Below are 6,796 nucleotides of genomic sequence, written 5' to 3'. Positions count from 1 at the left end.
TTTGAAGTTGTGCTAGGTTTGGGCATTTACAAGATACAGTTGCAGTATTTTTAGTTTTAGCGAAAGTGCGGTTTGTGTTCAATACGGCACTTCCAACCGTCCGCCGTCCAGATATTGAATGCTGAGTGGTAGCACGATGGCTTCAATTTCTGGATTGGGTGAGAGGAAAAAAATGCGGTTGTTACGTGAGATAGAGTCGATTGGGAAGACCGAATCGATGCTGCGGCTTTGGTATTGATCCATACCGGAATTAAACACCACTTGAATCTCTTTGTTAAAAATAATGTGTCCTTGGTAAGTATATAGAGAAAGCCAAGAGATAGAGTGCACCGGTCTGGAAGAGTTAATGCCTATTTTATAACGCAGCACTAGGTTGGTGATGTTTTGATCACTGGTTAGAAAATATTCCGGGCCTTCTAAATTGATGCGGGATCTAAATTCGTCCAGCATTGGGGAGTCGGGTAGTGCGTAGGAGGCAATGCTTTTGAATTCCGGCAGCGAATGTGCTTTTTTCCCCTTAAGAAAAGTCGAGGCGACAATCAGTAAACAGACGGCAATAAAGATTGAACCATATTTTAAAAGTAAATTCATAGCTACCTCACATCATACAGACAGCATAAAGCAATCCGTATGATGAAGTCAATTCTTGATGAAAACCGCACTTTTACTGATTTTGATATTCAAGCATAAATGAGGTGGCTTTTTCAACCATGTTTTTTGAACCGACAAATAATGGTGTTCTTTGATGTAATTCAGTCGGCTCGATATCTAAAATTCGTTGATAGCCGTCACTGGCGAGTCCACCAGCTTGTTCAGCAAGAAATGCCATTGGGTTGCCTTCGTATAATAACCGCAGTTTTCCCAGTGGGTAGTGGGTCGAAGTCGGGTAAATATAGATCCCGCCTTTCAATAGATTGCGGTGGAAATCGGAGACCAAAGAGCCAATATAGCGTGAAGTATAAGGGCGGTGGCTGCTTTCATCTTCCTCTTGGCAATATTTCAGGTATTTTTTTACCCCCATTGGGAATTTAAGGTAGTTACCTTCGTTGATGGAGTAGCATTTGCCGTTTTGTGGAATCTTGATATTTTCATGGGAAAGAAGAAAAACGCCTAATGAGGTGTCATATGTAAAACCATTTACCCCATTGCCGGTCGTATAAACCAGCATGGTTGACGAACCGTAAACAATGTAACCGGCAGCTACCTGCTTGTGCCCAGGCTGTAAAAAGTCTGCTAAAGTTACTGCGGTGCCGATAGGGGAGATACGTCGATAAATAGAAAAGATGGTGCCGACAGCAACGTTGACATCAATATTTGAAGAGCCGTCGAGTGGGTCAGCTAAGATGATATATTTGGCATTGCGTCCTCTTTCGGTGTCGAATGCGACAAAATTTTCTTCTTCTTCTGATCCAAAACCGGCAACTTCGTCACGGGCAATCAACGCTGCTTTCATTTTTTCATGAGCAAAGGCATCCAATTTCATTTGGGCTTCACCTTGCACGTTTTCTATCCCGGAATTGCCGATTATATCGTTACTCAAGCCTGCTTTATTGATATCGCGGTGGATAACTTTGGCGACTAAACGGATCGAGGAAAGAATACCGCTCAATTCGCCTTTGGCGCTGGGGTAATCCGCTTGTTTCTCAACGATAAATTCACCTAATGTTTTCATTTTTGCTCCCGTAATTAAAAAAGAATCTTGTGATTTTTTGTTATATAATCGACGCATTTTATTATAGCAGTCATTCGATCCTACGTCAGGATTAGCTTAGAATCTGTGATCTCAACCACATTTTAATTTAGAGAAAAGAGCGATTAAACCATGATAAAACAGCAACATATTCATATTTTGGGCATTTGCGGCACCTTTATGGGGGGCGTAGCGATTATTGCGCGGCAAATGGGGTATAAAGTGACCGGCTCGGATGTGAATGTTTATCCACCGATGAGTACGTTCTTGCAAAAGAGCGGTATAGAGATTATTGCCAATTATGATCCGGCACAATTGGTTCCACAGCCGGATATGGTGATCATCGGCAATGCGATGAAACGGGGCAATCCTTGTGTGGAATATGTGTTGGACCATGCAATCCCTTACACCTCGGGCCCGCAGTGGCTGCACGATAATCTGTTGCGTAGCCGCAAGGTATTAGCGGTTTCCGGTACGCACGGTAAAACCACCACCAGCAGTATTTTAGCTTGGATCTTGGCTGATAATGGTCTGAATCCGGGATTTTTGATTGGGGGCGTAACGGGTAATTTTTCGACTTCAGCACAGTTGGGGGACAGTCCGTATTTTGTGATTGAAGCAGATGAATATGATACGGCGTTTTTTGATAAACGCTCTAAGTTTGTACATTACAATCCTAATACTCTGATTATCAACAATATTGGCTTCGACCATGCTGATATTTTTGATGATCTGATGGCGATCCAGCGTCAATTCCACCATATGATTCGTATTATCCCGCAATCGGGGTTGGTGCTGTCAGTTAAAGATGACAGCACAGTCAAGCAAACATTGGAGATGGGTTGCTGGAGTGAACAGCAGCATCTTGGGGGGGAGGCAGAGTGGTTTGCGCAGAAAATAGCTCAAGACAGCAGCCATTTCGCGGTGTATCACCGACAACAAAAAATTGCCGAAGTGCGTTGGGATGTGTTTGGCGAACATAATATGCATAATGCGTTAATGGCGATTGCGGCGGCATATCGTGCAGGCGTTTCGGTGGAGAAAGCTTGTGCTTCGCTGACAGGATTTATCAATACAAACCGTCGTTTAGAGCTGAAAGGCTGTGCTAAAGATATCACCGTATACGATGATTTTGCCCATCATCCGGCGGAAATTGCCGCCACTGTGACGGCGCTGTGTGATCGGATTGGAGGGGCAAAACGTATTTTGGCAGTGTTGGAGCCACGTTCTAATACCATGAAGATGGGGCTGCATAAAAATGAGCTGGTGGCTTCATTGGTGAAATCGGATTATATTTTTTTATTGCAGCCGGACAATATTCCTTGGGAGGTTGCAGAAATCGCTGAAAAATCAACTGTGCCGACAAAATGGAGTGGTAATATTGATCTATTGATCGAGTTGATCGCTGGAGAAGCACAAGCGGGTGATCATATTTTGGTGATGAGTAACGGCAGTTTTGACGGGATTCATCAGAAGTTATTGGCAAGATTATCGCTATAATGAATAAGACAGCCAGAAAGGTTTTGGCTAATAATGTGATGTTTTTCACATTATTACATCAAAAGTGCGGTTTTTCCGCCACTTTCTAAAATAAAACGTGTAATTTAGAGTTTATGTTGGTAGTATGCGGACTGCTCATCGAGCAAGCTTTACCATGTCATGAAAATCAACTCTGGTTTGGTTGTAGTGTTGTAAGGTAAGATTTTTTTAATTATTAATGTAGGATGTAGTAATGTCGCAAGTAAAAGGAACCGTTAAATGGTTCAATGAAACTAAAGGTTTTGGTTTTTTACAAGTTGAAGGTGGAGAAGATGTATTCGTGCATTTTTCCGCAATCCAAAGCGAAGGGTTTCGTACTTTAAAAGAAGGCCAAGCAGTGCTTTTCAATATTGTTGATGATCAACGTGGTAAAAAAGCTGAAAATGTGACAGTCGTTGCTTAATCTAGCTAAATTATCGAATTCTTAAAAGCCGTCTACATTAGACGGCTTTTTTACGTCTGAAGAAAATGAATAGTATTGAATTTACGAACAAATTTTGCACGATAAAAAGGCGGTTTATAAGAAATTAGCACAGATTTAAGCAGTTTATCTATTGGCTGGATTGTTTTTATTACAGTTGTATTGATTTTATTACAATTATTCATTATCTTTAATCAGCGGTGAGGATATTGTTCAATATCCGCCAATGGTGTAACACCCGTTCAATTATAGATTCTTTCTTATTTTCCGGCATACGACAAGGAGCGGCAACAATGAAAAAAATAACTACAACCCTATGGGCAGCACTAAGTGCGGTTTTGATCAGTACTGGCGCTGTTGCAGCCGAGCTGAAGCAGGTTGCGATTACCGCAATTGTTGAGCATCCTGCGTTGGATGCGGTGCGAGAAGGAGCATTGGCAGAATTGAAAAAAGCCGGTTATGAAGAGGGCAAAAATTTAAAAGTTGATTTTCAAAGCGCACAGGGTAACACCGCGACTGCGGCACAAATCGCACGTAAATTTGTCGGTGATAAGCCAGATGTGATTTTGGCAATCGGCACACCGAGTGCGCAGTCAGTGGTGGCGGCAACGCGTAATATTCCGGTGGTTTTCTCTGCGATTTCTGACCCTGTGGCAGCTAAATTGGTGAAAGATTGGGGCGCTTCCGGCACCAATGTCACTGGTGCTTCGGATACACTGCCGATTCAACCACAAATTGATTTGATCAAACAGTTGATCCCCAATTTGAAAAAAATTGGTTATGTCTATAGCACCGGTGAAGTGAACTCAGTAGTTGTACTAAAACAATTACAAGAAGCTGGGAAAGTGAATGGCTTTGAGGTGGTTGAAGCGCCAGCACCACGGACTACCGACATTGGTATTGCCGCGCGCAGCTTGAAAGGCAAAGTCGATGTAATTTACACCTCGACTGATAATAATGTGGTTTCAGCTTATGAGGCACTATATAAAGCGGCGTTGGATTCCGACATTCCGTTGGTCGCCTCCGACACCAGCACTGTCGCACGTGGTGCAATTGCAGCACTGTCAAATAACTATTACATTTTGGGTGAAGAAACCGGCAAAATGATCGTGGATATTTTAAATGGCAAAAAAGCCGGAGATATGCCGGTCAAAACTATGGATAAGTTAGATCTCTATCTAAATCTGAAATCCGCAAAAGCGTTTGGGATTACGGTGCCACAAACACTGGTGGAATCAGCAAAAGAAGTGGTTAGCCCATAATCGGTGTTTTTTTAGACGGTTGAGAGTTTTAATTTCATCATGACAAGCCGAATACTGTAGCGCTGTGATAGTATAGCGCTACAGTTTTTTACTCTTTTATTGATTATTTAAAGAACGATTACTATGACTTCGGTACTTTTTTTAGGGGCGCTCGAAATTGGGTTGATTTACGCTTTGGTGGCGTTGGGCGTCTTGATTTCATTTCGTATTTTAGACTTTCCGGATTTAACCGCCGACGGCAGTTTTCCATTAGGCGGCGCAGTGTGTGCGGTTTGTATTGTCAACGGTATTGATCCATGGATCGCCACCTTTGCCGCAGCAATTGCCGGTGGCCTGGCAGGCTTGGTGACCGCATGGTTGCATGTATCTTTAAAAATATTACAACTGCTGGCCAGTATTTTAGTGATGATTGCGCTGTATTCGGTTAATTTGCGCGTGATGGGCTCGCCAAATCTATCGTTGTTGGGCGAACCCACCATCTACGAACCCTTCATTAACGCTGATGCCAGTAATCAATTGTATATCCAGCCGCTGTTTGTATTGGGATTTGTGATTGTGGCTAAATTACTGCTCGACTGGTTTTTCAACACCGAAGTGGGTTTGGCGGTGCGTGCTACCGGCGCTAATCTGCGCATGGCAAAAGCACAGGGCATTGCTACCGGGAAGATGATTTTCTTGGGCATGGCATTGTCTAATGCCTTGATTGCACTGGGTGGATCGCTATATGTACAAACACAGGGTGGTGCGGATATGTCGATTGGGGTCGGTACGATTGTGATCGGACTGGCAGCCGTGATTATCGGTGAAACCTTGATCCCATCGAAGCGCATTCTAGTGATCACACTAGCGGTGATTGTCGGCTCGATTCTGTATCGTTTCTTTATTGCGGTGGCACTAAGCAGTGATACTTTGCGAGAAATCGGCTTTGGGGCGCAAGATTTGAATCTAGTCACCGCAATTTTGGTGGTGCTGGTTTTAATTGCACCACAGCTCAAAAGTAAAATGAAACAGCAATTTTCAAGCAAGAAGTCGTAACCTGTATGATGAAATTAGATGATTTAAGAATAACCTTCAATCGTGGAACCCCGATTGAAAACCCGGTGTTGCGTGGACTGTCGTTGGATATTTCCGAAGGCGAATTTGTCACGGTGATCGGCAGTAACGGTGCAGGAAAATCTACGTTACTGAATGCAATTTGCGGCGATTATTTGGTCGATTCCGGCAGGGTGTATCTCAACGGGAAAGATGTCACCCGTAAAGGCACTTGGCAGCGTGCGGCGTCGGTAGCTCGGGTGTTTCAAGACCCGATGCTTGGCACTTGTGAGGGGTTGACTATCGAGGAAAACATGGCGTTGGCGTATAACCGTGGGCGCAAACGTGGCTTGGCGTTTTTCAGTAATAAAACAGCGCGTGAGTTGTTTCGCGAAAAGCTTGCCATGTTGAAATTGGGGTTGGAAGATCGTTTAACCGATCGTATGGGGTTGCTTTCCGGTGGACAGCGGCAGGCAGTCAGCTTGTTGATGGCGTCATTGCAGCCGTCGAATATTTTGCTGCTAGACGAACATACTGCGGCGCTGGATCCCAAAACAGCGGCGTTTGTGATGGAATTGACCGACCGAATCGTTAAAGAGAATAATCTGACGGTGATGATGGTTACTCATTCGATGCGCCAAGCGTTGGATCATGGCGAACGCACCGTGATGCTACATCAGGGGCAAGTGGTGTTGGACGTGAAAGGTGCCGTGCGTGACAAAATGGATGTGCCGGATCTACTGAAAATGTTTGAGAAAACCCGTGGCGAAGAGCTGAGTGATGATAGTCTGTTGTTGGGCTAGTGTTGTGGGCTAGCCATCTATTATAAACAAATAGGTATAGTAGACAAAA

7 protein-coding genes are annotated in these 6,796 nt (G+C 43.9%); 5 read left to right on the top strand and 2 right to left on the bottom strand.

Annotation, left to right across the window (positions count from 1 at the left end):
• Positions 1-78: 78 nt before the first annotated feature.
• Both FHQ23_RS10265 and fbp read right to left on the bottom strand, forming a co-directional pair.
• On the bottom strand, positions 79-591 hold the full coding sequence (locus tag FHQ23_RS10265) for a hypothetical protein (protein WP_139614241.1): 513 nt from the start codon (positions 589-591) through the stop codon (positions 79-81).
• Between the two features lie 73 nt (positions 592-664).
• Positions 665-1,672, bottom strand: a complete 1,008-nt coding sequence (fbp, locus tag FHQ23_RS10260; RefSeq protein WP_139608898.1) for a class 1 fructose-bisphosphatase — start codon at positions 1,670-1,672, stop codon at positions 665-667.
• 150 nt (positions 1,673-1,822) lie between these two features.
• Between fbp and mpl the strand changes: the two genes are divergently transcribed.
• From mpl to FHQ23_RS10235, 5 genes are all read left to right on the top strand, one after another.
• The gene (gene mpl, locus FHQ23_RS10255; RefSeq protein WP_176552304.1) at positions 1,823-3,190 is read left to right on the top strand and encodes a UDP-N-acetylmuramate:L-alanyl-gamma-D-glutamyl-meso-diaminopimelate ligase; all 1,368 of its coding nucleotides are present in this window, start codon (positions 1,823-1,825) and stop codon (positions 3,188-3,190) included.
• A 232-nt stretch (positions 3,191-3,422) separates the two neighbouring features.
• Positions 3,423-3,632, top strand: coding sequence for a cold-shock protein (locus FHQ23_RS10250; protein WP_132966051.1), 210 nt, complete (start codon positions 3,423-3,425; stop codon positions 3,630-3,632).
• Between the two features lie 311 nt (positions 3,633-3,943).
• Positions 3,944-4,912 (top strand): ABC transporter substrate-binding protein, encoded by a 969-nt coding sequence (locus FHQ23_RS10245; RefSeq protein ID WP_139614240.1) that lies wholly within the window; start codon positions 3,944-3,946, stop codon positions 4,910-4,912.
• A gap of 123 nt (positions 4,913-5,035) precedes the next feature.
• Positions 5,036-5,947: an ABC transporter permease gene (locus FHQ23_RS10240; RefSeq protein ID WP_139614239.1), complete on the top strand. Its 912-nt coding sequence runs from the start codon at positions 5,036-5,038 to the stop codon at positions 5,945-5,947.
• A 5-nt stretch (positions 5,948-5,952) separates the two neighbouring features.
• The gene (locus tag FHQ23_RS10235) at positions 5,953-6,747 is read left to right on the top strand and encodes an ABC transporter ATP-binding protein (protein WP_139611190.1); all 795 of its coding nucleotides are present in this window, start codon (positions 5,953-5,955) and stop codon (positions 6,745-6,747) included.
• The last annotated feature ends 49 nt before the right edge of the window (positions 6,748-6,796 follow it).

It is taken from the genome of Testudinibacter crocodili (genome assembly GCF_006228025.1).
Classification (GTDB): Bacteria; Pseudomonadota; Gammaproteobacteria; order Enterobacterales; family Pasteurellaceae; genus Chelonobacter.
Note: the sequence above shows the minus strand (reverse complement) of the source record. Positions and strands in the feature narration are given on the sequence as shown.